The following is a 24,914-nucleotide window of genomic DNA, read 5'->3' on the forward strand; positions in this document are numbered from 1 at the left end:
CATCGGGGAGGATTACTAAACCCCCCCCCCCCCACGCCACATTGGGGTGCTTGGGAACCTACGCGGCCGCCGTGTCTCCGGTGGCGGCGAGCTTGTGCGCGGAGTGCTTCTTCGCGGCCTTGCCCGGCTTGCCCGGCGCGACGCCGTTCACCGACTCCGTGCTGGTCGCGTAGACACCCAGCGCCCACGCGAGGCCGTCGGCGTTGCGGTCCAGGGCGACGCGGTCGACGTTGCCCAGGTTGTCGCACGCCTGGTGGTAACACGGGTCGAACGCGATACCCGCGGTGCCGCCCCACTTCGTGGCCTGGGCCTCGGTCTTGAGCACCTCGGCGCCCGTGTCGAGGCCGCCCGCCGGGATGCCGACGGCGATGAACTCGCCGTAGTCCGAGCGGCCCGTGAAGTCGGTGCCCTCGATGGCGACGCCGCGGCCGGTCAGGTAGTCGACGAACGTCTTCTCGATCTGCGCCGAGCCGTACGGGCCGGGGCCGGCGCCGACGTGGTCGGAATCGTCGCCGTCGTAGGCGAAGTAGCCGGCGTTGGGCGAGCCGATCATGTCGAAGTTCAGGTACAGCGCGAGGTCGAGCTGCTGCTCGAAGCTCAGCGAATCGACGTAGTATGTGGACCCGACGAGCCCGAACTCCTCCGCGCTCCAGAAACCGAAGCGCACGGCGTTGTTCACCTTCGGCTTCGCGCCCAGCTGCAGCGCGGTCTCGAGCAGGGCCGCGGAGCCCGTGCCGTTGTCGTTGATGCCGGGGCCCGCCGGGACGCTGTCGAGGTGCGAGCCGAGCATCACGACGTTGTCCTTGCGGCCGGTTTTCGTCTCGGCGATCACGTTGTAGCTGGTCCGCGCTTCCTGGAAGGTGCGCAGCTCCAGCTGCACGGTGGCGCCGTCCTTCGCGGCGAGCGCCTGGCCGTCGGCCTGCGACAGGCCGCCGGTGGGGATGCGCGCGTCGGCGGGAGTGCCGAGTGTCCCGTTGAGCGGGCCGGGTTCGTTGTTGGAGATGAGCGCGCCGATCGCCCCCGCGTCGGCTGCGGCCTGCTGCTTCTGCGCGAACGGGCACGCGCCGCGCGGCACGAGCACGATCTTGCCGGTCACGCCGGTGTAGTCGCTCGCTTCGCATCCCGGGGTGGCGTCGGCGGGAACGACAGCCAGGGGTGCGGTGATGCCGCCGACCGGTGTCGACGGCGTGTACTCCATCGCGATCACGGGCACGCCGGCACCGTCGACGGTGAGCGTCTCGGCGAGGGTTTCGTTGTAGGTGAAGGGAAACTCCTGCCGCGTGACGCTGAAGCCCGCGGCTTCGAGCTTGCCCGCGATGTACTCGGCGGACTTCTTGTGCCCGTCGGTGCTCGCGGCTCGCGTGCCGCCGTTGGCGTCGGCGATGCGCTGCAGCGCGATCAGGTGTCGGTTGACGCCGTCGAGGGTCACCTTCTTCGTCAGCTGCTTGGCGAGATCGTCGCTCTTCGCGGCCACGGCCGGGGTGGTGCCCAGCGCCAGAGTCGCGCAGGCCGCCAGGATCACCGGCGGGATGAGTCTTTTACGAGTTAATGACATGGTTGCTCACCTTTGTGCCCGGTGTCCGGAACGTCAATGCGGCATTCGGCGGAGACTGCGAGGTGGGCGATACAGTCGGGCGCATGTACGCGATCACGATCCGCGAACCCGGCGGTCCCGAAGTTCTCGAGTGGACCGAAGTCCCCGACCCCAGCCCCGGCCCCGGTGAAGTGCTGCTCGACGTGGCCGCCGGCGCGGTCAACCGGGCGGACCTGCTGCAGCGCCAGGGCAACTACCCGCCACCGCCCGGGGCGAGCCAGACCATCGGCCTCGAGTGCTCCGGCACGATCGCGGAGCTGGGCGAGGGCGTCGAAGGCTGGCAGGTCGGCGACGAGGTGTGCGCGCTGCTCGCGGGCGGGGGCTACGCCCAGCGCGTGGTCGTGCCCGCCGGCCAGCTCCTGCCCGTGCCCGGTGAGGTCGAGCTGCTCGCGGCGGCCGGGCTGCCGGAGGTCGCGTGCACGGTGTGGGCCAATGTCGTGATGCACGCGAAGCTCGCCGAAGGCCAGACGCTACTGGTCCACGGCGGTGCGGGCGGCATCGGCACCCACGCGATCCAGGTCGGCAAGGCGCTGGGCGCGACGGTCGCCGTCACCGCCGGTTCGCCCGAGCGGCTGGAACGCTGCCGCCAGCTCGGCGCCGACATCACGATCAACTACAAGGAGCAGGACTTCGTCGAGGTCCTGCGGGCCGAGGCCAAGGGCGCTGACGTCATCCTCGACAACATGGGCGCGAAGTACCTGCAGCGCAACGTCGACGCACTGCGCACCGACGGACGGCTCGTGATCATCGGCATGCAGGGCGGGATCAAGGGCGAGCTGAACATCGGCAGCCTGCTGGGCAAGCGCGCGAGCGTGTTCGCCGCCGGGTTGCGGTTCCGCCCGCTGGACCAGAAGGCCGCGATCGTCGCCGACGTGCGTGAACGCCTGTGGCCGCTGGTGGCGAACGGGTCCGTGAAGCCGATCATCGGCCAGGTCGTGCCGATGGCCGAGGCCGCTTCCGCGCACCGGATGCTGGAAGAGGGCGACGTGTTCGGGAAGATCCTGCTGACCGCGAAGTCCTGAGCGGGGGAGCTGCGCTGGGCGTCAGCGCAGCTCTTCCAGGACGCGCACGAGCTGGTTGATCTCGAAGACGTTGGAGTAGTGCGCGAGCCCGATGCGCACCGCGCCACCCACCTCGCCGACGCCGAGCGACGCGAACACGCCGGCCGATCCGTCGTCGGCGAAGGCGCAGAGGCCTTGCGACGCCAGGTACTCCGCGACTTCCGGCGATTTCTTGCCCTGCACGGCGAACGCGAGCGCGGGGATGCGGCGCATCGCGTCGCCGATCACCATCACGTGCCGCAGTGAGCGGAGCTCCGTGGACAGCTGCGCGAGCAGGCCCGCGTGGTACGACTTGGCGGAGCCGAGAGACGTCACGAGTCTTTCGCGGCGCGAGCCGGACGCGGCGTCGTCGAGGCCGGCGAGGTAGTCGATCGAGGCGACGAGTCCGGCGAGCAGCGGGTACGCGTGCGGCCCGAGCTCGAGGCGCGCGGCGCCGCGGGCGGCCGGGTCGAGCGAGGCGGACGGGATGCGTTCGAGCATCTCGGGATCGCGGAACACGAGCGCGCCCACCGACGGGCCGCCCCACGCCTGCGCGGAGACGACCATGACGTCAGCCCCCAGCTCGGCGAGGTCGAGCGGCACGAAGGGGGCCGCGTACGTCGCGTCCACCACCACGAGCGCGCCGACGCGCTTGGCGAACTCGATCACCGTGGGGACGTCGGGTCGCGTGCCGACCGAGCCGGACGCGAGCGTGACCGTGACGGCTTTGGTGCGCGCGGACACGAGGTTCTCGTACTGCCACGCGGGCAGCTCGCACGTCTCGATGTCGATCTCGCCCCAGCGCACGACCGCGCCCACGCGCTTCGCGGCGCGCTGCCACGGCGCGAGGTTCGCCTCTTCGTCGAGCCGGGACACGACGACCTCGTCGCCGATCGTCCAGCGCTCCGCCAGCGCGTCCACGAGGCGCCGCAGCATCACCGGCGCACTCGGCCCGAGCACGACGGCAGCCGGGTCCGCCCCGACCAGATCTGCCACGGCTCGCCTGGCCGCGGTGACAATGCTCTCCGCACGCTGTGAGGCCGGAAACGCTCCCCCCGGCCCGGACACCGGGGCACGCATGGCCGTCGAAACGGCCGAAGCGACCTGTTCCGGGACCAGCATTCCGGCGGCGCCGTCGAAGTGAATCCAGCCGTCACCCAGCGCGGGGAACAACCCACGGATACGAGCGACGTCGAACGCCATGGTGACACCGTACGGACGTGCGGTTTAGCGGTTACCGCGGGGTTGGGTCCGGGGCCGCGGATGGCGCTAGGCTCGGACACGACCGCCAGCGATTCTGATTGGGATGGAGCCCATGAGCGAGCCGAACTTCCGGCAGACTTCCGACGCCGAGTCGACCCCCCACGTGGTGGTCGTCGGCCCCGACGGGGTCCCGGTCGGCTCCACCGTGCCTGACGGCGATGCCGACGAGGCCGTCGGCGAGCTGATCGAAGAGCCAGCCAAGGTGATGCGCATCGGGACGATGATCAAGCAGCTCCTGGAGGAAGTCCGCGCGGCACCGCTCGACGACGCCAGCCGGAACCGGGTGCGCGAGATCCACCAGAACTCGGTGCGCGAACTGCAGGAGGCCCTGGCGCCCGAGCTTCGCGAGGAGCTGGAGCGCCTGGTGCACCCGTTCGCCGACGACTCGACTCCGTCGGACGCCGAGCTGCGGATCGCGCAGGCCCAGCTGGTGGGGTGGCTGGAGGGGCTGTTCCACGGCATCCAGACGGCCCTGTTCGCCCAGCAGATGGCGGCGCGGGTGCAGCTGGAGCAGATGCGCCGGGGGTTGCCGGCGGGGTCGTCGGGTGCGGTGATGCCGGGTGGGCCCGGTGCTGAGGGGCAGAGGCCTGGGATCAGTGGGACTGGGCAGTATTTGTGAGGTCTTGACGTCTTGAGGGTGTTGAGGGCTTGCTCGACGCGCTGAGGCGTTGGTGATGAGGGGATCGTTCGTGCGCTGGGTGGCGTGTGAACGGTCCCTTCTTGCTGTTTTGGGGTGAGTGGGCTTTTCGCGGTCGGTCGGGTTGGTTGGGTTGGTTGGTGGTCGCGAGCGGTCCCTTCGTGCCCTCGCTCGCGCGCGACCGGTCCTCTCGCACCACTGCCGGAGCGCGAACGGTCCCCTCATGCCGCGCGGGCGGCCACGAACGGTCCCCTCGCGCCGCCAACTCGGTGCGAACACTCCTTTCGCGCCGCCAACTGAGTGCGAACGGTCCCCTCGCGCCGGCGAACGCGAAAGGTCCCCTCGCGCCGCGGCACCGACGCGAACGGTCCCCTCACGCCGGCGACCGAGCGCGAAGGGACCGTTCACACCCCCAAGTTCACAAGCTCCCGAAGAACTTCCGGATGTCACCGATCAGCGCGTCCGGTTGTTCGAGGGCCGGGAAGTGGCCGCCGGCCGGGAACTCGGACCAGTGGGCGATGTTGTCGGTGCGTTCGGCGAGGGGGCGGAGGGGCAGGCCGATGTCGTCGGGAAACACCGCGACGCCGGTGGGGACCGTGGAAACGGGGAGGGGCGCACCCCACGGACCCTCCAACGCGGCGTAGATGCGGGCGGACGAGTTGGCCGTGGCGGTGAACCAGTAGAGGGCGACGTCGGTGAGGAGGTCGTCGCGGTCGATGAGGTCGTGGGTGGTGTTGGAGAAGGAGCGGAACTTTTCCGCGATCCACGCGAGTTGGCCGGCGGGTGAGTCGGTGAGGCCGTACGCAAGCGTTTGCGGCTTGGTGGACTGGATGATCGCGTAGCCGGTCCCGGCGTTTTGGAAGGCGCGGGACTTCTCCAACGACCGTTCGGCCAGCGAAAGTTCGGCGCCGGTCAAGCCCTCCAAGTCCGACTCCGAGCGGGCGACGGCGGTGGGCAGCATGGTGACGTGCACCCCGAGCACCCGCGAAGGGAACTGCACGCCGAGCTCGCGGGAGATCAACGCGCCCCAGTCGCCGCCGTGGGTGCCGAAGCGGTCGTAGCCGAGGGTGGTCATCAGCGAAGCCCACGCGCGCGCCCCGCGGGCCGGGCCCCAGGCGCGGTCGCGCGTCGGGCCGGAGAAGCCGAAGCCGGGGATCGACGGGACGACCACGTGGAACGCGTCGTGGGGGTCCCCGCCGTACGCGCGGGGGTCGGCGAGCGGTCCGATCACGTCCAGGAACTCCACGATCGACCCGGGCCAGCCGTGCGTCAGCAGCAGCGGCGTGGCCCCCTCCTCGGGCGAGCGGACGTGGAGGAAGTGCACGTTCTCGCCGTCGATGGTGGTGGTGAACTGCGGGAACGCGTTGATCCGCTCCTCGGCCGCCCGCCAGTCGAACCGCAGCCGCCAGTGCTCGGCCAGGTCCTTCACCTCGTCCACCGGAATCCCCAGGTCCCACCCAACGCCCTCGGGCTGGTCCGGCCAGCGCGTGCGGGCGAGCCGTTCGTGCAGGTCGTCGAGGTCGGCTTGCGGGACGTTGACGCGGAACGGGGTGAGAGTCATGCCGAAAACGCTAGAACCCCTTGAGGACAGCTTCGGTCCTCAATCATCCACGCGCTCGACGGAGAATCCGGGCAGCAGGACGTCTTCCCGACCCAGCGGCGGACTGGTGATCCGCCCGCCGGCCCATTCGGTCCACAGCGCGCCGAAGCCGCGCGGGAACTCCCACCACTCGCCGCTGTCGAAGACGAGCACGGTCCACTCGTCGGGCGAGCCGGCAGTCCGCCAGAAGTAGTCGGCGCCGTCGTCGTCGTACCCCCAGGGCAGCAGGCCGCCCGGTTCGGGGAACAGGGAGTACGGCACGGCGTCGGGAACCTGGCTGCGCCCGTAGGCGAACGACTCGAGCACCGGCTTCGCGCCCTCGGCGAGTTTCGCCCACTCGCTCACGGCCAGCGGGTGCCGGATGGTGATCAGCTTGTCCAGGTACAAGGCCGGATAGGTGTCGGCGTAGGCGCGGTAGTCGGCGGGCAGAGCGGTGCCCAAGGCGGCTTCCACCGCCGCCCAGTCGATGTCCTGCGGCGAGGCGTGCTCAGTGCCGAAAACGCCTGAGAAATCCATCGAATCCCCCTAGCTCGAAGCTATGACATCCAGGACCCGGTCCGCGCCGAGTCCATCCACAGTGGACACGGCGGCCGAGGACAAAGAGGACCGCAAGCCGGCGTTCGACAGCAGAGAACCCAGCGCGGAAACCACCGCGGGCAGCCGATCCGCCAGAGAACCGGCGTCGCCCAGGCCCACTGCCAGGCCGAGGTCCACGGCGGCCCGGTAGCCGGGCGCCTGGTTGTCCACGAGCTGCACCGCCGCCGTCGGGATGCCGAGGCAGCAGAGTTCCAGGAAGGTCACGCCGGTGGCGCTGATGGCGACGTCGGTGATGGCCAGGAGATCGAGCAGGCCGGGGTGCGGGGCGGCGACTCGGATGGACTGATCGTCCGACAGGTCCGGCAGAGCAGGCTCGCCGCGGACGAGAGCGTCGGCGGAGAAGGGCAGCCCAGTGGCGGCGAGGGCGCGGAGCAGCAGGCTGACCGTCCCCGACCATTCGGCGCCGCCGCCCAAGACGACCGTGACATGGGGCGACGGGGAAACAACAGCGGATCGACGGGCCCGAGCAGCCAAAACCCCCGAGCGCAACGCCGTGTATTCGACGCCACGCAGCAGCACGCCCGAACCATCCGAAGGGCGGGGCGAAGGCGAAATCCCGGCGTCCACCACGACATCCGCAGGCCGGCGGCCGAAGGTGTCGTCCTCCAGGGACACGAGCAGCGCGCCCGCGGCGTTGACTTCGGCGCGTACGTCGCCCAGCGCGTAGTGGTCCACGAGGACCGCGTCGAAGCCCGCGGCGAGAGAAGCCCAGTCAGAGACCGGCAAAACCGGCACCGAAAGCGCGTCGAAACGGGAGGCGAGCCACTCCGCATTGTCGGTCGTGCCCGCGAAGGAAACGTCCCAGCCGCGTGCGACGGCGCGCTCGGCGTAGGCCACGACGCGCGCGATGTGGCCCGCGCCGATCACCGCGGACGCATCGGCGCGCAGCAGGAGCTTCACTGGCCGAGCTTCTTCTGCTCGACGTGCGCGTTCAAAGCCACCAGATCCGGCCGGGAGCGCAGCAGCGACACCACCGAACGCCAGGACGCGGGCTGATCACCCAGAACCGAAACAACCGCCGAGAGAAGCTCCCAGTCCTCCGGGGTGTCGAGGGTGACGCGCAGGTCGTCGGCGGCCGGGCTCACCACGATGCCCGTGCACGAGTACAGCGAGGGCTGCCGGTAGATCGCCGACGTCACGTGCTCGCGGTCCGGGCCCTCGGCAATCTCGACCTGCTCCGCGAGCACCGAGGCCCGCACCAGCTCCGCGTCGAAACCCCGCGGCAACGTGCGCACGAGCGTGGTGCTCACGTAGTCCAGCGAGGGCTCCGCGCGCCACACCGCGGCCAGCCGGCCGATCAAAGCGGGGTCGAGCAGGGGGCAGTCGGCGGTGAGCCGGATGACGGCGTCGGCCGGGTAGGCGGCCAGGGACACGCCGAAGCGCGCCACGACGTCGTCGAGCGGGCCGCGCGCGACCAGGGCCCCGCAGCGCACGGCCTCCTCGGCGACCGCGTCGTCGTCGGGCGCGTCCGAGGTGGCGACGACGACCTGGTCCACACCGGGAGCGGCCGCCGCCGCGCGGACGACCCAGCCGAGGACACTGCGCCCGGCCAGGGGCCGCAGCACCTTGCCCGGCAGGCGCGTCGAGGAGGACCGGGCCTGGATCACGGCGTTGACGCCGAGGCCTTCACGCATGGGTGACATGATGGCCTGCGGCAACGCGCCAGAACCAAGAACCCCAACCGCGGAGGTCGTCGATGTCCGAGCTGGATGGCTCCAGCATCCTGCTCACCGGCGGGACCGGCTCATTTGGCAAGGCGTTCATCACCTACGCCCTGGCGGAGTTGAACCCCAGCCGCCTGGTCGTGCTCTCCCGCGATGAGCTGAAGCAGTACGAAGCGCGCCAACTGTTCAACGACGACCCGCGGCTGCGCTGGTTCATCGGTGACGTCCGCGACCGCCGCCGCCTCGAGCGCGCCATGCACGGCGTCGACTACGTCGTGCACGCCGCGGCGCTCAAGCAGGTGGACACGGGTGAGTACAACCCGTTCGAGTTCGTCCAGACCAACGTGATGGGCTCGCAGAACGTCATCGAGGCCGCGATCGACACCGGCGTGAAGAAGGTCGTCGCGCTGTCGACCGACAAGGCGTCGAGCCCGATCAACCTGTACGGCGCCACCAAGCTGTGCGCCGACCGCATGTTCATCAGCGGCAACCACTACGCGGCCGCGCACGTCACGCGGTTCTCCGTGGTGCGCTACGGCAACGTGATGGGCTCGCGCGGCAGCGTGATCCCGTTCTTCCGCAAGCTCGCGGAGCAGGGCGAGTCGCTGCCGATCACGCACAAGGACATGACGCGGTTCTGGATCACGCTGCCGCAGGCCGTGCAGTTCGTGGTGGACTCGTTCGACCAGATGCACGGCGGTGAGCTGTACGTGCCGCGGATCCCGAGCATGCGGCTCGTCGACCTCGCGCAGGCCATCGCGCCGGGTTCGCCGATGCACGAGGTCGGCGTGCGCCCGGGCGAGAAGCTGCACGAGGAGATGATCGCGCCCGACGACGCGCGCCGGACCGTTCAGCTGCCGGACCGCTACGTCGTGCAGCCGCACCTGGCGGGCTGGGGCTACGAGGCACCCGCCGACGGCAAGCCGATGCCCGAAGGGTTCGCGTACCGCTCGGACACCAACGACCTGTGGCTCGAAGCGGACGAACTTCGCAAGCTGGTCGAGCAGTATGGCTGAGTCCGACGCCGCCTCCGCGGGAAAGAGCACGTCGGCGGAGTTTCTCCCGTACGGCCGCCAGTCCGTTACCGATGAGGACATCGCCGCCGTCACCGAGGTCCTGCGCGGCGACTGGCTCACCACCGGTCCCGCCGTCGCGCGGTTCGAGGCCGACCTGGCTCTGCACACCGGCGGGACCCCGGCCGTTGTCGTCACTTCGGGCACGGCGGCGCTGCACGTCGCGTACGCGGCCGCCGCGATCAAGCCTGGTGACGAGGTCGTGGCGTCGCCGATGACGTTCGTCGCCACCGCCGCCACCGCCGCGCTGCACGGCGCGAAGGTGGTCTTCGCCGACGTCGAGCCCGACACCGGCAACCTCGCCGTCGAGGCCGCGGCAGCTCTCGTGACCGACCGCACGAAGGTCGTGGCCGCCGTCGACTACGCCGGCCATCCCGCCGAGCTCGACGCGCTGGCCGAAGTCGCGCACAACGCGGGCGCACTGCTGCTGGAGGACGCGGCGCACTCCGTGGGCGGCAGCTGGCAAGGCCGCCCGGTCGGGTCGCTCGCCGACCTGACCACGTTCTCGTTCTTCCCGACCAAGAACCTCACGACGGCCGAAGGTGGCGCCGTCGTCACCGCGTCGCCGGAGCTACTCGGCCGGGCCCAGGCATTCCGCAACCACGGCCTCGTGCGCGACAAGGCCTTGCAGCGCTACCCGGACGAAGGCGGCTGGCACCAGGAGGTGCACGAGTTCGGCCTGAACTACCGCCTGCCCGACGTCCTGTGCGCCCTGGGCAGCAGCCAGCTCACGCGCTTGGCCGAGTTCAAGAAGCGCCGCGCCGAAATCCACGCGCGGTACAACGCTTCGCTGGCTGACGTCGACGGAGTACTCACCCCGCCCTCGCGGCCCGGCGCCGACCCCGTCTGGCACCTCTACCCGCTGCGCGTCCTCGACGGCCGCCGCCGCGCGCTGTTCGACCACCTGCGCGGGCTGGGCATCGGCGTGCAGGTCAACTACATCCCCGCCTACTGGCACCCGGTCTTCGAGGACCTCGGCTACCGCCGCGGCCTGTGCCCGAACGCCGAGGCGTACTACGAGCAGGAGCTGTCGCTGCCGCTCTTCCCGTCCCTGACGGACGCGGATGTGGACCGGGTTGTGGACGGGGTGCGGAGCTTCTTCGGGGTCTGACCCTCGCCGCGCACCACCACCGCGTGCCACACCAGCACCAACGGCACCACCACCAGCTCCAGCACGATCGCCGCGCGGAACACCGGATGCGGCGCGCCCACCCGCCGAGCCGAGATCAGCCGCGGGACCCCGCCAACGGCCGCCGTGCCGAGGACGACACGAGTGGTCGCCGCGCGCTTTTCCGGGTGGCGGAGCGACCACCACAGCGCGAGGCCCGCCGCGGTCCAGAACGTGTTGACGAAGCGGTATTCGCTGTCGACGCTGGGCGCGGCGGGGGCGCCGCCCGGGGCGCGCTCCGGGCCGCCCAAAATCCCGGTCAGGCCGCTGGCGACGGGGATCGCCCCGAGGACGCCGAGGACGGTCAGCAACGCCTTGCGCGACTTCGCTCGTGCCATGCGGCCGAGACTAGATCAGGTCCCAGGTCAAAGCCGTGCCTTTTGCGGCGTCGACGCGGAAGGTGCGGCCGAGCACCGTCGTGATCTCGGCCGGCGCCAGGCCCCCGGCCGGGCGGATGGACCGGACGTTCGACGACGTCACCTCGTCGCCCGCGCGAACGTCCGCCACGACGTACAGCGAGCGGCGCAGGCGAAGACCTTCCTGCTCACTCTCGCGCGGGCCGATCACCGGGCGGCCGAGGGCCTCCCACGCGCGGTGGCTCTCGGTCACCAGCGCGGCCAGCTCGGCGGGCTCCAGCGAGAACTCCGAGTCCACGCCACCGTCGGCGCGAGCGAGCGTCACGTGCTTCTCGATCGCCACCGCCCCCAGCGCAACGGCGGCCAGTGGCGCGCCGATGCCCGGCGTGTGGTCGGACAGGCCGACGAGCGTGCCCGTGACGCCGGCGAGCACCGGCAGGCCGCGCAGGTTGCTTTCGGACGGCGAGGCCGGGTAGCTGGCGGTGCAGCCGAGCACGATGAGCTGGTCGTTGCCGGCGTCGCGGGCGGTGCGGACGGCCGCATCGATCTCCGCGATGCTCGCCATGCCCGTCGAGATGACGAGCGGCTTGCCGGTGCGGGCACACAAGTCAACCAGCGGCAGATCGACGATCTCGGAAGACGCGATCTTGTACGCGGGCACGTCGAGCGATTCCAGCAGCTCCACGGCTGTCGGGTCGAACGGGCTGGAGAACGCTTCCAGGCCGCGCGAGCGGGCGCGCTCGAAAATGGGTTCGTGCCATTCCCACGGGGTGTGGGCCTTTTCGTACAGCTTGTACAGGTTTTCCCCGCCCCACAAGGAATGTCCGTCGCCGATGCGGAAGGCGGGGCCGTCGACGTCGATCGTGATCGTGTCGGGGCGGTAGGTCTGGAGCTTCACCGCCTGCGCGCCGGCATCGGCGATCGCGTCGACGATCGCGAGAGCGCGGTCGAGGTCGCCGTTGTGGTTGCCGGACATCTCGGCGATGACGAACGGCGGCCGGTCCGGGCCGAGCGTGTGGGCGCCGATGCGGACTTCGGACATGGGTGGCGTCCTCCCGGTGGTGCGCGTGCGGGTCACCCCCGAGTCTTGCGCAGCCACCGGAAGCCCTCCTCGGCGGGCGCCGACTCGACGTACCCGGCGCGCTCGAACAACGCCGTCGAAGCCGCGTTGTCGTGGTGCACAGCGGCGAGGATCGCGCTCACCGTCTCACGCTCGATGAGCAGGCGTTCGCCGAGCGTGAGCACAGCGAGGGAAAGTCCCCGACCACGGCTCGCCGGAGCGAGCGTGATGCTGACTTCCCACTCCCCCGGCCGTTCCCGGTCGAACCGCACGGTGCCCACGGGCCCGTCGTCGTCGGAAACGACCAGCAGGAGCCGATCCGGCGAAGCCAGCACGCCGCGCAGCCACCGCAAGTGGTCAGCGAGCTCGATCACGCCGGTGGACCGCGACGCCTCCCGCGTGCGCGGGTCGTTTCGCCAGGCCAGCAGCAGCTCGGCGTCGTCCTCGGTGGCCTCGCGAGCCGCGAGCGGGCTCACTGGGCCGACGGCGCCAGGCGGTTGTCCTCGAGGCGGCGCAGCCGGTCCTCGTACCGCGCGATGCCGGCGAGCCGGACGCGGATCTGCGCGTGCTGGCGCTGGATCTCCTCGATCAGCGACCGCGACTCGGCGATCTCGGCGCTGTCGGCGCGCGGCACGAGTGCCATCGACTCCCGCAGCGTCTCGAGCTGCGCCTCCTGCGCGGCGATGTGCGGGATGATCCGGTCGAGCTCGGCGCGGGTCCAGAGCAGGTCGCCGCGGGCGTGCTCGAGGCCCGACTCCGCGGCGTCGAGCCGGCGCCGGTGGTCAGCGGTCGCGTGCTCGAGGTCGTTGACGCGGTGGTTCAGGTCACGAACGGTCTCGCGCATCCGCTCTTCGATGCGGAAGTCGATGAGCCGGGCGATCCGGTTGAACAGGCCGGAGCGGAGTTTTTGGACTGCCATGGGGACGGTTCCTTCGGGATTCGGAAAACTGGGTCAGCGCAGCAGAACGGTGTCGCCGGTCCGGGTCCACGAGTCCAGCAGCCTGCCCTCGGCGGCGATCTGGTGTTCGGGACCCACGATGCAGGAATCGCCGGCGGCGTGCTCCCACGAAGTCTGGTTCGGGTTGTCGATGAAGGAGAACCCGGTGAGGACCAGCTGCGCGTCCGGGAACGACATGCGCGCGATCCACGCCGCGAGCGTTCCCGTGGTCGACCAGGTCGACTCCGTGCGCGTCGGCAGGCCGAGCGCGTCGGACAACGGCAGCACGACCTCGCGGTTGGGCACCGGCACGAACCCCAGGTCAGCGGGCCACCAGCCCGGCAGCGCCTCCGGTTCCCAGTGCAGCCGGCCCGGCTCCACCAGCAGATACAGTCTGCTGCGGTAGTCGCGGAAAACGTGGCGAGTGGCCCGCACGGCGCGGTTGAAGACCACGGCGTGGACCTTGCGCCCGGTCACCTCCGGGCCTTCCGGCTCGTCGACGACGAAACCGTTGACGCGGATCACGAGATCGCAGTCGTCCACGGCCTTGGCCCGCGCCGAGTCCGGGTCCAGGGGCTGGTTGCCGACAACCGCGACCGACTTGGGGTCGGGACGATCGGCGTACGCCGCGAGGAGATCGACCATCAGGCTCGCCGCGCCGAGAGCAGCAGTCATGGGGCAAGAAACTACCAGGACACACCGCGTGTCCGGTGCGGTATCGACAGGTCGGAAGCACGCCTGGGCCGGGGCGTCCCGAGGACGAGACCTCCGATCGGTACCCTCGTCCACGTGCATGCCACCAGCACGGTTCACGTAGCCGAACCCGAGGTCTCGATGCCGTTACCACCTGCGTCGGACCGCAAGACGTTCTCCAGGGCGATCGCCGACATCAAGGAGGGACTCGCAGCTCGCCAGCTGTGGACCCACCTTGGCTGGCAGGACATCAAACAGCGCTACCGCCGGTCGGTGATCGGTCCGTTCTGGATCACGATCAGCCAGGCGGTCATCGCGCTGGGGCTGGGCCTGCTGTACTCACAGCTGTTCAACCTGCCCATCCAGGTGTTCCTGCCCTACATCTCCACCGGGTTCATCATCTGGGGCTTCATCCAGGGCTGCCTGTCCGAGGGCATGGAGACGTTCATCGCGAACGAGGGGATGATCAAGCAGCTCCCCGCGCCGCTGAGTGTCTACGTGCTGCGCACGGTCTGGCGTCAGACCCTGTTGCTCGCGCACAACATGATCGTGTACTTCGTGCTGCTGATCATCTTCTTCGGCGCGCTCGACGACAAGTACTCGCTCGGCACGAAGACCGGCGCGTGCGTCCCGGACAAGTTCTGCCACCCGGGCCTGAGCTGGAACATCTTCCTCGCCATTCCGGGTTTCCTGTTGCTGGGACTCACCGCGTGCTGGGCCGCGCTGCTGCTCGGGATCATCTCGACGCGCTTCCGCGACATCCCGCAGGTGATCAACTCCCTGATCCAGCTGCTGTTCTACGCTACGCCGATCGTCTGGCCGGTCGACCAGCTCGAGGCCGGGGGCGCGCGCGACAGCGTGTCCTGGGCGTTGCCGTTCATCAAGGCGAACCCGCTGTACCACTACATGCAGGTGACCCGGGCCCCGCTGCTCGGGGAGGCCGTGAGCTGGACCAGCTGGGCCATCGTCGGCGGGCTCACGATCGTCGGCTGGGCGCTCGCGCTCGTCGCCATGCGCAACTACCGCTCTCGCGTCTCGTATTGGGTGTGACACATGGTCAGCATTGACGTCCACAACGCGTTCGTAGACTTCCCGATCTTCGACGCCAAGACGCGGTCGATGAAGAAGCGCGTGCTGGGCAAGGTCGGCGGCAAGATCGGCACGGACCAGAAGGTGCCGATCATCGAGGCGCTGCACGACGTGACCCTGAAGCTGCGCGACGGCGACCGCGTGGGCCTGGTCGGCCACAACGGCGCCGGCAAGTCCACGCTGCTGCGCCTGCTCGCCGGCATCTACGAGCCCACCCGCGGTGCGGCCCGGATCACCGGCAAGATCGCCCCGGTCTTCGACCTCGGCATCGGCATGGACCCGGAGATCTCCGGCGTCGAGAACATCATCATCCGCGGCCTCTTCCTCGGCATGACCGCCAAGGAGATGGAGAAGCGGGTCGACGACATCGCGGAGTTCACCGAGCTCGGCGACTACCTGCAGATGCCGCTGCGCACGTACTCCACGGGCATGCGCGTGCGCCTGGCGCTGGGTGTCGTCACCTCGATCGACCCCGAGATCCTGATCCTCGACGAGGGCATCGGCGCGGTCGACGCGGCGTTCCTCAACAAGGCCCGCGACCGCCTCAAGGACCTGGTGAAGCGCTCCGGCATCCTGGTCTTCGCGAGCCACTCCGACGAGTTCCTCTTCGAGCTCTGCGACTCCGCGATCTGGATGGACGAGGGCAAGGTCAAGCAGCAGGGTTCGCTGCGCGACGTCCTCACCGGCTACAAGGGCCGCGACCCGTTCGAGAACATGAGCCAGGAAGGCCTGGAGCGGCTCGGCATCGAGCCCGTGGGCACGAAGAACGGCGGGGAATGATGACCAGCGAGACCCAGCAGCTGCCCGAGGGCGCCGTCGTCGGCGTGGTGGTGACGCGCCACCGTCGTGAGCTGCTCGCGGACTCGCTGAAGATCATCGCCGCGCAGACGCGGCCGGTCGACCACCTCGTCGTGGTCGACAACGGCCCGGACCAGTCGGCGCGGGACGCCGTCGAGGCGTACCCGCTGCCCTACACGTACCTGCCTTCGCACCGGAACCTCGGTGGCGCGGGCGGGTTCGCGCTCGGCATGCTCCACGCGCTCGCCCTCGGCGCCGAGTGGGTCTGGCTCGCCGACGACGACGGCCGTCCCGCCGACGAGCACGTGCTGCAGATCCTGTTGGAGGAAGCCGAAAAGCGCGGCCTCGCGGAGATCTCGCCGGTGGTGGCGAACATCAACGCGCCGGCCAAGCTCGCGTTCCCGTTGCGGCGCGGGCTCACGTGGAAGCGCTCGTCGGCGGAGCTGGGCACGGACTTCCTGCCGGGCATCGCGTCGCTCATGAACGGCGCGCTGTTCCGCGCGTCCACTTTGGACGTCACCGGCGTGCCGGACCTGCGCCTGTTCTTCCGCGGCGACGAGGTGGAGCTGCACCGCCGGCTCGTGCGCTCGGGGTTGCCGTTCGGCACGTCGCTGCGCACGACCTACCTGCACCCCGACGGCTCGGACGAGTTCAAACCCATGCTGGGCGGGAAGTTCCACGCGCAGGACCCCGAGAACGAGGTCAAGCGTTACTACACCTACCGCAACCGCGGCTACCTGCTCTCGCAGCCGGGCATGCGCAAGATCGGCGCCTTGGAAGTGATCCGCTTCGGCCTGTACTTCGTCGGTGTGAAGCGCGACCCGAAGGCATTCCTGCAGTGGCTGAAGCTGGTGCGGCAAGGCCGGGCGGAGAAGTTCTACCGCTACTGAGACTCTGTACGACAAAGGGCCCCTCGAACGCCGAGGGGCCCTTTTCGTTCGGCCAGAGCTACTCCCCGATCACCGGCGGAGCGGCACGCAGGCCTGCGCCGTACTCGTCGTCTTCGTCCACATGGGAGAAGAAGCGCGCGCCGTCCGCTTCGTCCTCTTCGTAGCGAGCGGCACCGCCGCCCATCCCCATGCCCATGCCGGCCCGCGCGGGCGCCCCACTGAGGCCACCCGCACCGCCCGGCGCTGCGCCTTCCCCCGGGCCGAAGCTGCCGCCGCGACTGAACTTGGACTGGTACTCCTCGTCGGCGCCGAAGCCGCCACCACCAGCGCCCATGCCGCCGCCCATCGGCATCGCGCCCATGGGCATGCCGCCGGCGCCCGACGCACCCGCGGCACCGGCCTGCTGCTGGCCCGCCGCGGGCTCGAAGCTCGACGCCGTGGTGGCGGTGTTGGGGGCGGGCGGCACGTGGCCGGAGCCTGTGATCTGGCTCGGCGCGGACGAAACCTGGCCGCCGGAGTCGGAGCCACCGCCGCCGTGGTGATCGGTGGAGGTCGCGGCCGCGGGGAGGACGGCCGAGGCCGTGGTCACGCTGCCCGTGCCGAACTGCGGCGGGTCCGCGAACACCGGCTGCTTCGACGCGGCCGAGTACAGCGAGTGGTCGTAGTCCGACATCGTCTGCGCGGCCTGCTCGTGAGCCGACTGGCTGGCCTGCTGCTTCTTCAGCGACTGGTCGACGGTGTCGCCGAGGTCGAACGGTCCGGCCGACGTCCAGTGCGCCATCTCGTCGGTCCAGTCGAATGGGATCGGCTCGGTCATCGCGTTGCGCGCGTTCTGCGCGGCCGTGCCCTGGTCGTCGACGGTCTGCGCGGCGAGCTTCGCGTTCTGCGCCGTCGCGTCGGCCCACGAGCCGAGCGTGGCGAAGTAGGCCTGTGCGCTCTCGGCCGCGCTGCCCTCCCACGAGCCCTTGGACTTGTTGACGGCTTCGGTCAGCTGCGTCGCGAAGTCGTCGAAGGCCTTGGTGACCTCGGTGTAGGCCGCGGAGACGTCGGCGACCTGCTTCACGTCGAGGTTCGTGGTCACGAACTGCTGGAGCTGCTCGTGGGTGTGGCCGAGGTAGTCGGCGTCGGACGGCTCGAGCCCCGGCTGCGGCGCGGTCATGCGAGGTCCCCCGTCTTGTGGGCGGCGTGCGCGTCGACGGCGCTGTCCTCACCGGTGCGGTAGACGCCGCCGGCGCGGGCCAGCGCCTCGTCGGCCTGGGTCAGCACGTCGCGGAACTGCGCCAGCGCCGACCGGACGGACCCGACGTCCTGCGACGCGGCCTTGAGGTCGTGGGCTGCCACCGCGTGCCCGTACGGGTGGCTTCCGAGCTGCGGGGCCTGGTCCAGCGCGGCCGTGGAACCGGTCAGCCGGTCCACGCGCGTCACCATGTCGGACAGCGCCTGGCGCAGGCCCTCGAGCGCTTCACCGGAGATGGTGAAGCTGCCCGACTTCGCGGCGTTCACGAGTTTCGTCGTCTCGGCCGCCGCGGCAGCGACGGCCTTCGGGTCCAGGCCGGCGACCTGTCCCGGCTCCACCAAGGTCATGACCCGAAGTCTACTGACGACGACGGCCGCGGTCAGGCGTTTGCGGAATACGCCTCCAGCTGCGTGAACAGCTGCTGGGCGAGGCGGTTGTTGTCGGCCGGCGCGTAGGTGAGCCAGCGTTGCCCGTCGTCGGCGACGCGGGTGCTGAGCAGGTAGCGGCCCAGCTCGGTGTCGAACCAGACGAGCGGCGGCTGCGCGCCGATCGTGAACTGCCCGACCCGCAGCCGGGGCTTCTCGAAGATCCGCTCGACGGACCTGAGCTGCGGGTTTCGCGGGGCGTTCGACGCCGCGAACGGGTCGTACCCGCCCCGGCGGGGCTGCTTCGCCGGGCGCGTGATCGTCACGGACTGGCCGGGCGCCGCGGCCCCTGGCGGCAGCAGGTCGACCAGCGCCGGCACGAGACCGGTCGGGCGGATCTGCTCGAAGACCAACATGCCGTTGTCCTGCTTCACCAGCACGGCCTGGTCGCCGGTGGACGCGACGCGCGCGAAGAGCTGCCCCGCGCCCTGTTGCCGACTGTCCAGCTGCGCAGTAGCGGTGACGACGAGGCGGCTTCGGGCGAACGTGGTGAGCGCCAGCTCCAGGTCGTCGTCGAGGTAACCGCGGTGCACCAGGCCCCGGTTGTCGAGGTCGCGCAGCACGGCGTCGCGCACGCCCGCGCGTTCCTGGCCGGTGATGCCGATGTGCGCCACCGAAAACGGCGCCGGCGTGCGGCCGAGACCCTGCCGCTCCAGCAGCAGGTCCACCGCCGCGGGTGACAACGTGAACGAGTACGGCATCGTCCGTCCCTAGGTCGGGTTTCCGCGACGAAACGCTAGCCGACGCCTCGCAGGCGCCTTACTCGGACCGGTGAAGTGCTCTGCTGTGCGCGAACCCGCTTGCCGCCGGTGATCGGGCGCTGGTGGCATGGAGCCATGGCTGACCCGAAACTCGCGCTCGTCCTGCACCTGACCTCCGGCGGCGAACCGCTGATCTTCCCCATCACGAACGACGAATCCGCCGGCGTGGAGGAGAAGATCCCTGACCTGCTCAAGCACGGTGGGGTCCACTCCGTGCGGACGCGCGACGGCAACACCGTGTCGGTGAACTTCGCCCACGTCGCCGCCGCGTACGTCGACGATCTGAGCCGGAAGGGGAAGTTCGGGCTGTCGGCCTAGCCGCCGTTCTGGGGGAAGTGCCACATCCAGGTCAGGGTCGAAACGGCCCTGACCTGCACTTTTTTCGCCCGCAAGCCAGCAGGGTGCCACGCGGTGCCATCTCGGCACGCATCTGAGCCACTTTGGCATTGCGATGGTGCCACTCGTGTGCCATAGTTGTGCCATGGACTTGACCACGTACGTCAGCAACCTCGGGCGAGAGTTCGCCACACTGGCCGAAGCCGGTGGCGAGGAGTCGCGTGAGCTGGTCGAGCGGCTGACCGGGTCGCTCGAGTCGGCGATCCGGATGACACTGCTGGACGCGCTGTCAGCCGCCGCCGACGAGATCACCCGCGACCTGGCTCCGGGCTCCGTGGAGCTGCGCCTGCGTGGCCGCGATCCGCAGTTCGTCGTGACCACGCCGCCGGCCGAGCCGCTCGAGCTCGCGGCCGAAGACACGACCATGGCCGCGGCTCCGGAGAGCGAGCTGCTCATCTCCGAAGACGGTCCCGCCGCGCGCATCAACGTGCGCCTGCCCGAACAGCTCAAGGCCGCCGTCGAGGAAGCCGCGGGCAAGGAGGGGCGCTCCGTCAACGCCTGGCTCGTCCGGGCGGCCGCCACGGCCTTGCAGCGCACCGACCGCGACCAGCGCGTCGAGCCGCCGAGCAGCGGCAAGCGGACGAAGCAGAGCTTCACCGGCTGGGTCCGCTAGCACCTTTCAGCACCACTTCACCTCACGTCCCTGACCTGCGGGGACGGTTCACCGACACAAGTTGTGGAGACAGCCATGCCTGAATTCGAAACCCGCGACCCGATCTCCGTCACCGTCGACCTGAGCGTCGGCGACGTGCAGATCACCGCGAGCGAGCGTCAGACCACCGTCGTCGACGTCCGGCCGAGCGACGAGAACGACGAGTCCGACGTGAAGGCCGCGCAGCAGGTCCGAGTCGACTACACCAACGGCACGCTCACGGTCACCGGCCCGAAGCGCACGTTCGACTTCTCCCGCAAGACCCGCGCGGTCGACGTGACCATCGAGCTGCCCACCGGGTCCGCGGTCAACGCCGAGCTGCAGGCGGGCGACTTCCGCACCGCCGGCGTCCTCGGCCAGAGCCGGTTCAAGACCTCGGCCGGCAACGCGCGGGTCGACCGCACCGGGCCGCTGCACCTGTCCACTTCGGCCGGTCACGTGACCGTCGACGGCGTCGCGGGCAACGCCGAGATCTCCACCGGCACCGGCAAGATCCGGATCGGCGAGATCGAGGGCACCGCGGTGGTCAAGAACTCCAACGGCGAGACCACGATCGCCTCCGTCGGCGGCGACGCGCGGGTGCGCTCGGCCAACGGCGACATCACCGTCGAGCACGCGGGCGCCGGGGTCGACGCGAAGACGTCGGCCGGTCTCATCCGCCTCGGCGAGATCGTGCGCGGCGCGGTGACGCTCGAAACCTCCATGGGGGACCTGGAAATCGGCGTCGCCGAGGGCACCGCGGCCTGGCTCTCCGTGACGACCGGGTTCGGCCACGTGCGCAACCTGATGGAGAACGCCACCCGCCCCGAGGAAGCCGACGAGACCGTCGAGGTGCGCGGCCGCACCTCGTACGGCGACGTGATCATCCGCCGCTCCTGACCGCCGTTTTCTTTCCAGCGAAGGGGAAACCATGACCAGCAACCACTCCCGGCCTGCGATCGCCGCGACCGGACTGCGCAAGTCCTACGGCGACCACGTCGTGCTCGACGGGCTCGACCTCACCGTTCCCGAGGGCACGGTGTTCTCCCTCCTCGGCGCGAACGGCGCCGGCAAGACCACCGCCGTGAAGATCCTGTCCACGCTGATCAACGCCGACGCCGGCGACGTGCGGGTGGCCGGGTACGACCTCGTCCGCGAACCCGACGCGGTGCGTGCCGCGATCGGCGTCACCGGCCAGTTCTCCGCCGTGGACAACCTGCTCACCGGTGAGGAGAACCTGCTGCTGATGGCGGATCTCAACCACCTCGGCCGGGCCGACCGGCGCCGCCGCACCGCGCAGCTGCTGGAGCAGTTCGACCTCGCCGAGGCGGGCAAGAAGCCGGCGTCGACGTACTCCGGCGGTATGCGGCGACGGCTCGACCTGGCGATGACGCTCGTCGGCAGCCCGCGGCTGATCTTCCTCGACGAGCCGACCACCGGTCTGGACCCCCGCAGCCGCCGCAACATGTGGCAGATCGTCCGCGGCCTGGTGGCCGACGGCGTCACGATCTTCCTGACCACGCAGTACCTCGACGAGGCCGACGAGCTGGCCGACCGCATCGCGGTGCTCGACGACGGCCGGATCGTCGCCGAGGGCACCGCCGACGAGCTCAAGCGCCGCATCCCCGGTGGCCACGTGCGCCTGCGCTTCGCCGACCCGCGCGGCCTCGACACGGCCATGACCACGCTCGACGACGCGTCGCGCGACAACGACTCGCTCACCCTGCGCGTGCCCAGCGACGGCAGCCTGCGCTCGCTCAAGGCCCTCATCGGGCGGCTCGACGACCAGGCCATCGAGGTCGACGAGCTGTCCGTGCACACCCCCGACCTCGACGACGTCTTCCTCGCCCTCACCGGCAACCCCGCGATCGAGAACACCACCCACGAGAAGGTGACGACCCGATGAGCACTCTCACCGCGCCGGCCCCCGCCGGCCTCAAGTTCCAGCCGCTGCGCGACTCGGCGACGATGCTGCGCCGCAACCTCAAGCACATGCTGCGCTACCCGTCGATGACGCTGATGCTCGTCGGGATGCCCGTGGTCTTCCTGCTGCTGTTCGTCTACGTCTTCGGCGGCACGATGGGCGCCGGGCTCGGCGGAGGCGGCGGCCGCGAGGCGTACGTGAACTACGTGGCGCCGGCGATCATCCTGATGACCGTGACGGCCACCGTCCAGGGCACCGCGATCTCGGTCGCCATGGACATGACCGAAGGCGTGATCGCGCGGTTCCGGACCATGCACATCGCCCGCGTCTCGGTGCTGACCGGGCACGTGCTGGGCAGCGTGATCCAGGCGGCGTTCACCCTGGCGATCGTGATCGGCGTGGCTCTGCTGGTCGGTTTCCGGCCCTCGGCCGGGCTCGGCGGGTGGCTGGCCACGGCCGGGTTCCTGCTGGTGGTGACGTTTGCGCTCGTGTGGTTGTCGGTCGCGCTCGGCCAGGTGAGCAAGAGCGTCGAGACGGCGAGCAACCTGCCGATGCCGCTGATCCTGCTGCCCTTCCTCGGCAGCGGCTTCGTGCCCACCGACTCCATGCCGGCCGGGCTGCGCTGGTTCGCCGAGTACCAGCCGTTCACGCCGATCATCGAGACCCTGCGCGGCCTGCTGATGGACAAGCCGCTCGGCAGCAACGTGTGGTTCGCCCTCGGCTGGTGCGCCGTGATCGCGCTCGGTGGCTACCTGTGGTCGAAGCGCCTGTTCAACCGCGAATACGCCCACTGACCGGCAGCCGAGAGAGGCCCGAGATGACGCACCTTCCCGAACTTCCGGTCGACCGTCCCGCCGGCTGCCCCTTCGACCCGCCCGCGGAGCTGGGCCCGATTCGCGAGCGGCACCCGGTGGTCCGCCTGACCTACCCCGACGGCCACGAGGGCTGGCTCGTCACCGGCTACGCGCAGGTCCGCGCGGTGCTGGCCGACCAGCGCTTCAGCTCCCGCTACGAGCTCGCGCACTACCCGATGCCTGGTCTGGAAGGCATCGAGGTGCCGGCCGCGGCGCCCGGCGACCTGACCGGCGTCGACGACCCGGAGCACGCCCGCTACCGCAAGCTGCTGACCGGCCGGTTCACCGTCCGGCGGATGCGGCAGCTGACCGAACGCGTCGAGCAGGTCACCGCCGAGCACCTGGACGCGATGGCCCGGCAGGGTCCCGTGGTGGACCTGGTCCAGGCCTTCGCGCACCCGGTTCCCGCCGTGATGATCTGCGAGCTGCTGGGGGTGCCCTACGCCGACCGCGAGTCCTTCCAGGGCCACGCCGCCGCGGTGTCCGATGTGGACGCCGCTCCCGAGGAACGCTTCGCCGCGTACGGCAAGCTGCAGGAGTACGTCGGCCGGCTGGTCCCGGCGAAACGCGCCGAGCCGACCGACGACATCCTCAGCGAGCTGACCACCAGCGACCTGACCGACGAGGAGCTGGCCGGCCTCGCGACCTTCCTGCTGGGTGCCGGTCTCGACACGACCGCGAACATGCTGGCGCTGGGCACTTTCGCCCTGCTTCAGCACCCCGGGCAGCTCAACGCGTTGCGCGCCGACCCGGATCTCGCCGACAAGGCGGTCGAGGAGCTGTTGCGGTACCTGAGCATCACGCACACCGGGGTGCGGGCGGCGCTGGAAGACGTCGAGCTCGACGGGCAGCTGATCAAGGCGGGCGAGTCGGTCACCTTCTCCGTGCAGGCCGGCAACCGCGATCCGGAGCGGTTCGCCGATCCCGACACGCTCGACCTCAGCCGGGGCGTGCCCGGGCACCTGACGTTCGGGCACGGCATCCACCAGTGCCTCGGCCAGCAGCTGGCCCGGGTCGAGATGCGCGTCGCGCTGCCGGCGCTGGTCCGCCGGTTCCCGACGCTGCGGCTGGCCGTCGCGCCCGAGGACGTGGCGCTGCGGCCCGGGCACCAGAACATCTACGGCGTGCAGCGGCTCCCGGTGACCTGGGACCAGGGCTAGCGACGCGCCAGGGCCAGCAGGCCGTCGCGGATTTCCGGACGGCTGGCGGCCACCAGCAGGAACGTGGCTTCCCGCACCAGCCGACCTGCGTGCTCGCCGGCGAGCACGGAGCGGCTGCCGGTAGCAGCCACGAGGGCCCCAGCGCTGCGGTAGGCCAGCTCAGCGCCCGCCGCGCGGGCGGCGGGGAGCGAAGCGGGGTCGGTGAGGCCCGAGTCGAGGCGGATGCGGATCTGTTCCTGTTCGGCACGCAGGGCAGTGGCCGTTCCGGTCTGGCCCAGGTCGTCGAGCAGGCGGGCACAGCGTTCGGCCAGGCCGAGGGGGGCGCAGCCGTTGAGCCGCGACGCGAAGGTGTTCCCCGCGATGAAGTCGGCGTGTGAGACCTCGGCGAGCACGCGTTCGGCGGGCACCAAGTAGTCGTCCAGTCCGATGCGGACGGTCGAGGTGCCCTGCGCGGCAATCAAATGCAGTGGACTGACGTCGAGTCCGTGTCCGGCCACCGGAGCGACCACGGTGGTGACGACAGTGTCCTCCGGGGTTCGACCCGAGAGCATCAGCAAGTCGATCCCACCCCAGCCGCTCACGAACGGCGCCTCGCCGTCGAAGCGGAAACCGTCGCTGACCCGCCTGGCCCGGGTGCGCGGCGGTGTCGGGATCACGCCCGCGTAGGCAACTCCGGCCCGGACGGTGCCTTTGACCAGGTCGGCGAGGTATTCGGAGCGCAACACCTCGTTGGCCGAACCGGACAGGCCGGCGACGAGACCGTGGTGCTGGATCCAGGTGAACGTGGTACTCAGGCATCCGCCGGCCAGCGTCTCGATCACCTCGACGAGCTCGGCCAGGCCCGCGCCGGGGCCACCGGCGTCGGGGGGTGCGGCGAGGCCGTAGAGGCCGGCCTCGGCCAGCGCGTCGAAGTGCGACCGCGGCACCTCGCCACGCAGGTCGACCTGCGCAGCGGCGGGGAACAGCACGTCATCGGCGAGTGCCCGCGCTCGGGCGACGAGGTTCGACACAAGAGTTAGGCTACCCTAACTCAACGGAAAACAAGCCCCCGAATGCACCGAAAGCCA

Annotated in this window: 28 protein-coding genes; 13 read left to right on the top strand and 15 right to left on the bottom strand. The window is 70.4% G+C overall.

Annotation, left to right across the window (positions count from 1 at the left end):
* Positions 1-58: 58 nt before the first annotated feature.
* Positions 59-1,555 carry a M28 family metallopeptidase gene (locus ABZU76_RS42390; RefSeq protein ID WP_354881221.1) on the bottom strand — a complete coding sequence of 499 codons (1,497 nt, stop codon included), beginning with the start codon at positions 1,553-1,555 and terminating at the stop codon, positions 59-61.
* Between the two features lie 83 nt (positions 1,556-1,638).
* Between ABZU76_RS42390 and ABZU76_RS42395 the strand changes: the two genes are divergently transcribed.
* Positions 1,639-2,616: an NAD(P)H-quinone oxidoreductase gene (locus ABZU76_RS42395; RefSeq protein ID WP_354881224.1), complete on the top strand. Its 978-nt coding sequence runs from the start codon at positions 1,639-1,641 to the stop codon at positions 2,614-2,616.
* Between the two features lie 21 nt (positions 2,617-2,637).
* Here the strand turns inward: ABZU76_RS42395 and ABZU76_RS42400 are convergent, their stop codons facing one another.
* Positions 2,638-3,837, bottom strand: coding sequence for a cysteine desulfurase-like protein (locus tag ABZU76_RS42400; RefSeq protein WP_220245647.1), 1,200 nt, complete (start codon positions 3,835-3,837; stop codon positions 2,638-2,640).
* A 103-nt stretch (positions 3,838-3,940) separates the two neighbouring features.
* Here ABZU76_RS42400 and ABZU76_RS42405 point away from each other — a divergent pair, with 103 nt between their 5' ends.
* Entirely contained in the window at positions 3,941-4,516 is a 576-nt protein-coding gene (locus ABZU76_RS42405) for a bacterial proteasome activator family protein (RefSeq protein WP_220245646.1), read from the top strand.
* A gap of 436 nt (positions 4,517-4,952) precedes the next feature.
* On the opposite strand, the gene ABZU76_RS42410 is transcribed toward ABZU76_RS42405, so the two are convergent.
* The 4 genes from ABZU76_RS42410 to ABZU76_RS42425 are packed head-to-tail and all read right to left on the bottom strand — an operon-like array spanning position 4,953 to position 8,365.
* On the bottom strand, positions 4,953-6,095 hold the full coding sequence (locus ABZU76_RS42410; RefSeq protein ID WP_354881228.1) for an epoxide hydrolase family protein: 1,143 nt from the start codon (positions 6,093-6,095) through the stop codon (positions 4,953-4,955).
* Between the two features lie 39 nt (positions 6,096-6,134).
* Positions 6,135-6,650, bottom strand: a complete 516-nt coding sequence (locus tag ABZU76_RS42415) for a hypothetical protein (RefSeq protein WP_354881231.1) — start codon at positions 6,648-6,650, stop codon at positions 6,135-6,137.
* A 9-nt stretch (positions 6,651-6,659) separates the two neighbouring features.
* Positions 6,660-7,631: a spore coat protein gene (locus ABZU76_RS42420; RefSeq protein WP_354881234.1), complete on the bottom strand. Its 972-nt coding sequence runs from the start codon at positions 7,629-7,631 to the stop codon at positions 6,660-6,662.
* The gene (locus ABZU76_RS42425) at positions 7,628-8,365 is read right to left on the bottom strand and encodes a glycosyltransferase family protein (protein WP_354881237.1); all 738 of its coding nucleotides are present in this window, start codon (positions 8,363-8,365) and stop codon (positions 7,628-7,630) included. Before ABZU76_RS42425 ends, ABZU76_RS42420 begins: the two co-directional genes overlap by 4 nt.
* 62 nt (positions 8,366-8,427) lie before the next feature.
* Here ABZU76_RS42425 and pseB point away from each other — a divergent pair, with 62 nt between their 5' ends.
* Both pseB and ABZU76_RS42435 read left to right on the top strand, forming a co-directional pair.
* Entirely contained in the window at positions 8,428-9,411 is a 984-nt protein-coding gene (gene pseB, locus ABZU76_RS42430) for a UDP-N-acetylglucosamine 4,6-dehydratase (inverting) (RefSeq protein WP_220245641.1), read from the top strand.
* Positions 9,404-10,579: an aminotransferase class V-fold PLP-dependent enzyme gene (locus tag ABZU76_RS42435; protein WP_354881240.1), complete on the top strand. Its 1,176-nt coding sequence runs from the start codon at positions 9,404-9,406 to the stop codon at positions 10,577-10,579. Before pseB ends, ABZU76_RS42435 begins: the two co-directional genes overlap by 8 nt.
* On the opposite strand, the gene ABZU76_RS42440 is transcribed toward ABZU76_RS42435, so the two are convergent.
* The 5 genes from ABZU76_RS42440 to ABZU76_RS42460 are packed head-to-tail and all read right to left on the bottom strand — an operon-like array spanning position 10,483 to position 13,634.
* Entirely contained in the window at positions 10,483-10,974 is a 492-nt protein-coding gene (locus ABZU76_RS42440; protein ID WP_220245639.1) for a DUF4345 domain-containing protein, read from the bottom strand. The two genes, ABZU76_RS42435 and ABZU76_RS42440, sit on opposite strands and share 97 nt — an antisense overlap.
* Before the next feature lie 10 nt (positions 10,975-10,984).
* The gene (gene pseI / locus ABZU76_RS42445; RefSeq protein ID WP_354881244.1) at positions 10,985-12,034 is read right to left on the bottom strand and encodes a pseudaminic acid synthase; all 1,050 of its coding nucleotides are present in this window, start codon (positions 12,032-12,034) and stop codon (positions 10,985-10,987) included.
* A 32-nt stretch (positions 12,035-12,066) separates the two neighbouring features.
* Entirely contained in the window at positions 12,067-12,528 is a 462-nt protein-coding gene (locus tag ABZU76_RS42450) for a GNAT family N-acetyltransferase (protein ID WP_354881247.1), read from the bottom strand.
* Positions 12,525-12,971, bottom strand: a complete 447-nt coding sequence (locus ABZU76_RS42455; RefSeq protein WP_220245636.1) for a hypothetical protein — start codon at positions 12,969-12,971, stop codon at positions 12,525-12,527. The genes ABZU76_RS42450 and ABZU76_RS42455 overlap by 4 nt, the downstream gene beginning before the upstream one ends.
* Positions 12,972-13,004: 33 nt before the next feature.
* Positions 13,005-13,634, bottom strand: a complete 630-nt coding sequence (locus tag ABZU76_RS42460; RefSeq protein WP_354881432.1) for a hypothetical protein — start codon at positions 13,632-13,634, stop codon at positions 13,005-13,007.
* A gap of 144 nt (positions 13,635-13,778) precedes the next feature.
* On the opposite strand from ABZU76_RS42460, the gene ABZU76_RS42465 reads away from it, so the two are divergent.
* From ABZU76_RS42465 to ABZU76_RS42475, 3 genes are read left to right on the top strand one after another with little or no spacing between them, the layout of a single operon-like run.
* On the top strand, positions 13,779-14,732 hold the full coding sequence (locus ABZU76_RS42465) for an ABC transporter permease (protein ID WP_354881251.1): 954 nt from the start codon (positions 13,779-13,781) through the stop codon (positions 14,730-14,732).
* 3 nt (positions 14,733-14,735) lie between these two features.
* Positions 14,736-15,551, top strand: coding sequence for an ABC transporter ATP-binding protein (locus tag ABZU76_RS42470; protein ID WP_354881254.1), 816 nt, complete (start codon positions 14,736-14,738; stop codon positions 15,549-15,551).
* Positions 15,551-16,459, top strand: a complete 909-nt coding sequence (locus tag ABZU76_RS42475) for a glycosyltransferase family 2 protein (RefSeq protein ID WP_354881257.1) — start codon at positions 15,551-15,553, stop codon at positions 16,457-16,459. Before ABZU76_RS42470 ends, ABZU76_RS42475 begins: the two co-directional genes overlap by 1 nt.
* A 58-nt stretch (positions 16,460-16,517) precedes the next feature.
* Here the strand turns inward: ABZU76_RS42475 and ABZU76_RS42480 are convergent, their stop codons facing one another.
* Genes ABZU76_RS42480 through ABZU76_RS42490 form a run of 3 tightly spaced genes read right to left on the bottom strand, consistent with a single transcriptional unit; the run spans position 16,518 to position 18,822 of the window.
* A complete protein-coding gene (locus tag ABZU76_RS42480) occupies positions 16,518-17,618 on the bottom strand; it encodes a hypothetical protein (protein WP_354881260.1) in 1,101 nt (366 codons plus the stop codon).
* Complete coding sequence (locus ABZU76_RS42485) at positions 17,615-18,043, bottom strand: hypothetical protein (protein ID WP_354881263.1); 429 nt, start codon at positions 18,041-18,043, stop codon at positions 17,615-17,617. Before ABZU76_RS42485 ends, ABZU76_RS42480 begins: the two co-directional genes overlap by 4 nt.
* A gap of 32 nt (positions 18,044-18,075) precedes the next feature.
* Complete coding sequence (locus tag ABZU76_RS42490) at positions 18,076-18,822, bottom strand: ESX secretion-associated protein EspG (RefSeq protein ID WP_354881266.1); 747 nt, start codon at positions 18,820-18,822, stop codon at positions 18,076-18,078.
* 135 nt (positions 18,823-18,957) lie between these two features.
* On the opposite strand from ABZU76_RS42490, the gene ABZU76_RS42495 reads away from it, so the two are divergent.
* The 6 genes from ABZU76_RS42495 to ABZU76_RS42520 all read left to right on the top strand — a co-directional run bounded on the left by ABZU76_RS42495 (position 18,958) and on the right by ABZU76_RS42520 (position 23,847).
* Positions 18,958-19,200 (top strand): hypothetical protein, encoded by a 243-nt coding sequence (locus tag ABZU76_RS42495; RefSeq protein WP_220245629.1) that lies wholly within the window; start codon positions 18,958-18,960, stop codon positions 19,198-19,200.
* A 163-nt stretch (positions 19,201-19,363) separates the two neighbouring features.
* A complete protein-coding gene (locus ABZU76_RS42500; protein ID WP_220245628.1) occupies positions 19,364-19,891 on the top strand; it encodes a ribbon-helix-helix protein, CopG family in 528 nt (175 codons plus the stop codon).
* Positions 19,892-19,966: 75 nt separating this feature from the next.
* Positions 19,967-20,809 (top strand): DUF4097 family beta strand repeat-containing protein, encoded by an 843-nt coding sequence (locus ABZU76_RS42505; RefSeq protein ID WP_354881270.1) that lies wholly within the window; start codon positions 19,967-19,969, stop codon positions 20,807-20,809.
* A gap of 31 nt (positions 20,810-20,840) precedes the next feature.
* A complete protein-coding gene (locus tag ABZU76_RS42510) occupies positions 20,841-21,815 on the top strand; it encodes an ATP-binding cassette domain-containing protein (RefSeq protein WP_354881273.1) in 975 nt (324 codons plus the stop codon).
* Complete coding sequence (locus ABZU76_RS42515; protein ID WP_354881276.1) at positions 21,812-22,627, top strand: ABC transporter permease; 816 nt, start codon at positions 21,812-21,814, stop codon at positions 22,625-22,627. The genes ABZU76_RS42510 and ABZU76_RS42515 overlap by 4 nt, the downstream gene beginning before the upstream one ends.
* A 23-nt stretch (positions 22,628-22,650) precedes the next feature.
* Entirely contained in the window at positions 22,651-23,847 is a 1,197-nt protein-coding gene (locus ABZU76_RS42520) for a cytochrome P450 (protein WP_354881279.1), read from the top strand.
* Here the strand turns inward: ABZU76_RS42520 and ABZU76_RS42525 are convergent.
* Positions 23,844-24,857 carry an acyl-CoA dehydrogenase family protein gene (locus ABZU76_RS42525; RefSeq protein WP_354881282.1) on the bottom strand — a complete coding sequence of 338 codons (1,014 nt, stop codon included), beginning with the start codon at positions 24,855-24,857 and terminating at the stop codon, positions 23,844-23,846. The genes ABZU76_RS42520 and ABZU76_RS42525 overlap by 4 nt on opposite strands.
* Positions 24,858-24,914: the final 57 nt, after the last annotated feature.

This window comes from Amycolatopsis sp. NPDC005232 (assembly GCF_040607795.1).
Classification (GTDB): domain Bacteria; phylum Actinomycetota; class Actinomycetes; order Mycobacteriales; family Pseudonocardiaceae; genus Amycolatopsis.

Bases quoted from the DNA above. Each gene is read 5' to 3' on its own strand.
- ABZU76_RS42390 (WP_354881221.1), bottom strand. From the start codon at position 1,555: ATGTCATTAACTCGTAAAAGACTCATCCCGCCGGTGATCCTGGCGGCC.
- ABZU76_RS42395 (WP_354881224.1), top strand. From the start codon at position 1,639: ATGTACGCGATCACGATCCGCGAACCCGGCGGTCCCGAAGTTCTCGAG.
- ABZU76_RS42400 (WP_220245647.1), bottom strand. From the start codon at position 3,837: ATGGCGTTCGACGTCGCTCGTATCCGTGGGTTGTTCCCCGCGCTGGGT.
- ABZU76_RS42405 (WP_220245646.1), top strand. From the start codon at position 3,941: ATGGAGCCCATGAGCGAGCCGAACTTCCGGCAGACTTCCGACGCCGAG.
- ABZU76_RS42410 (WP_354881228.1), bottom strand. From the start codon at position 6,095: ATGACTCTCACCCCGTTCCGCGTCAACGTCCCGCAAGCCGACCTCGAC.
- ABZU76_RS42415 (WP_354881231.1), bottom strand. From the start codon at position 6,650: ATGGATTTCTCAGGCGTTTTCGGCACTGAGCACGCCTCGCCGCAGGAC.
- ABZU76_RS42425 (WP_354881237.1), bottom strand. From the start codon at position 8,365: ATGCGTGAAGGCCTCGGCGTCAACGCCGTGATCCAGGCCCGGTCCTCC.
- pseB (WP_220245641.1), top strand. From the start codon at position 8,428: ATGTCCGAGCTGGATGGCTCCAGCATCCTGCTCACCGGCGGGACCGGC.
- ABZU76_RS42435 (WP_354881240.1), top strand. From the start codon at position 9,404: ATGGCTGAGTCCGACGCCGCCTCCGCGGGAAAGAGCACGTCGGCGGAG.
- ABZU76_RS42440 (WP_220245639.1), bottom strand. From the start codon at position 10,974: ATGGCACGAGCGAAGTCGCGCAAGGCGTTGCTGACCGTCCTCGGCGTC.
- pseI (WP_354881244.1), bottom strand. From the start codon at position 12,034: ATGTCCGAAGTCCGCATCGGCGCCCACACGCTCGGCCCGGACCGGCCG.
- ABZU76_RS42455 (WP_220245636.1), bottom strand. From the start codon at position 12,971: ATGGCAGTCCAAAAACTCCGCTCCGGCCTGTTCAACCGGATCGCCCGG.
- ABZU76_RS42460 (WP_354881432.1), bottom strand. From the start codon at position 13,634: ATGGTCGATCTCCTCGCGGCGTACGCCGATCGTCCCGACCCCAAGTCG.
- ABZU76_RS42470 (WP_354881254.1), top strand. From the start codon at position 14,736: ATGGTCAGCATTGACGTCCACAACGCGTTCGTAGACTTCCCGATCTTC.
- ABZU76_RS42475 (WP_354881257.1), top strand. From the start codon at position 15,551: ATGACCAGCGAGACCCAGCAGCTGCCCGAGGGCGCCGTCGTCGGCGTG.
- ABZU76_RS42480 (WP_354881260.1), bottom strand. From the start codon at position 17,618: ATGACCGCGCCGCAGCCGGGGCTCGAGCCGTCCGACGCCGACTACCTC.
- ABZU76_RS42485 (WP_354881263.1), bottom strand. From the start codon at position 18,043: ATGACCTTGGTGGAGCCGGGACAGGTCGCCGGCCTGGACCCGAAGGCC.
- ABZU76_RS42490 (WP_354881266.1), bottom strand. From the start codon at position 18,822: ATGCCGTACTCGTTCACGTTGTCACCCGCGGCGGTGGACCTGCTGCTG.
- ABZU76_RS42495 (WP_220245629.1), top strand. From the start codon at position 18,958: ATGGCTGACCCGAAACTCGCGCTCGTCCTGCACCTGACCTCCGGCGGC.
- ABZU76_RS42500 (WP_220245628.1), top strand. From the start codon at position 19,364: ATGGACTTGACCACGTACGTCAGCAACCTCGGGCGAGAGTTCGCCACA.
- ABZU76_RS42505 (WP_354881270.1), top strand. From the start codon at position 19,967: ATGCCTGAATTCGAAACCCGCGACCCGATCTCCGTCACCGTCGACCTG.
- ABZU76_RS42510 (WP_354881273.1), top strand. From the start codon at position 20,841: ATGACCAGCAACCACTCCCGGCCTGCGATCGCCGCGACCGGACTGCGC.
- ABZU76_RS42515 (WP_354881276.1), top strand. From the start codon at position 21,812: ATGAGCACTCTCACCGCGCCGGCCCCCGCCGGCCTCAAGTTCCAGCCG.
- ABZU76_RS42520 (WP_354881279.1), top strand. From the start codon at position 22,651: ATGACGCACCTTCCCGAACTTCCGGTCGACCGTCCCGCCGGCTGCCCC.